Raw genomic sequence first — 1,020 nt, 5'->3', positions numbered from 1 at the left:
CACACTGGAAGAAATCGACCACATCCCGGACGAAGAATATCCGCTGCTGATGGAAAGCCATCTCAGTGGCTGGGAATTCGCGGTTGAAGCGTGGATTCACAATGGCAAGATCCAGTTCCTCAACATCTCCGAGTACGTAACCCTGGGTTATTCAGTGTTTGTGCCGGCGACCAGAGAGCTTGAAAGCTGGCGCAATGCGATCACCAAACAGATCGAACTGCTGATCAAGACCTTTGATATCAAGTTCGGCGTGATTCACCCCGAATACTTCGTCACCGCAGACGGCGAGATGTACTTTGGCGAAATAGCCTATCGTCCACCGGGCTTCAAGGCGTTCGAACTGATTGAAAGGGCCTATGGCTTCAGTGCTTACCAGGCTTCCATGCTGGTTTTCGACCCGAAGAGCACGAAAGAGGAAGTGGCTGCGTTCTTCCCCAAGGAAGTCGAGGGTGCAAAAGGATACGCGGGCTGCTTCGGTGTGTATCCGCGCCGGCGTGTGGTCAGCAAGCTGGAGATGCCGCCGGAGTGTGTTGAGCATCCCTACTTCGAGTCCCACGAACTGGTGGCACCGAGCGAGGAAACGGTTCCTGACCGTTCAGCCTTCGGCACCCACTGGGGCCTGGTGTTCTTCTTTGGTGACGATCCTATCGTGATGCGGGACCTGCTCAAGTCCCAGGAAGACCTGGATTTCTACGTATAAAAAGCGATTCGCGCTGATCTTTGCAGACAGAGACCGCGAAAAGCGTAACTGGCCCGGCAGGCCAGTTACGCTCTCGACCTTTTCCCGTTAACCCCTGGCTCTGTCATTCTGAGTCGATTTATCTTTCCTCCCATGAAAACTCCGAGTTAGGATAGCTGTCTCTGCAACCATGCAGTGCATCAATTAACAAACATCACTGAGCTGAAAACGGCTAAGCAAGGTTTTTAATGCCCGATGCCAGAAGTCCAGACCACTCAAGTTACTGCATTGCTCTTCAGCCAATCTGTGATTCCTCGCTCAGGCATGTTGCGGACGAGTTG

Annotated in this window: 1 protein-coding gene; it reads left to right on the top strand. The window is 53.0% G+C overall.

Annotated elements, in window-relative coordinates:
* Window positions 1-700, top strand: a 700-nt coding sequence (locus VJ956_RS13605; protein WP_324085584.1) for an ATP-grasp domain-containing protein, incomplete at its 5' end; no start/stop codon positions are given.
* Between the last annotated feature and the right edge of the window lie 320 nt (window positions 701-1,020).

Source organism: Marinobacter sp., from assembly GCF_035268745.1.
Lineage (GTDB): Bacteria > Pseudomonadota > Gammaproteobacteria > Pseudomonadales > Oleiphilaceae > Marinobacter.
This window is presented reverse-complemented; position numbering and strand designations above follow the sequence as displayed.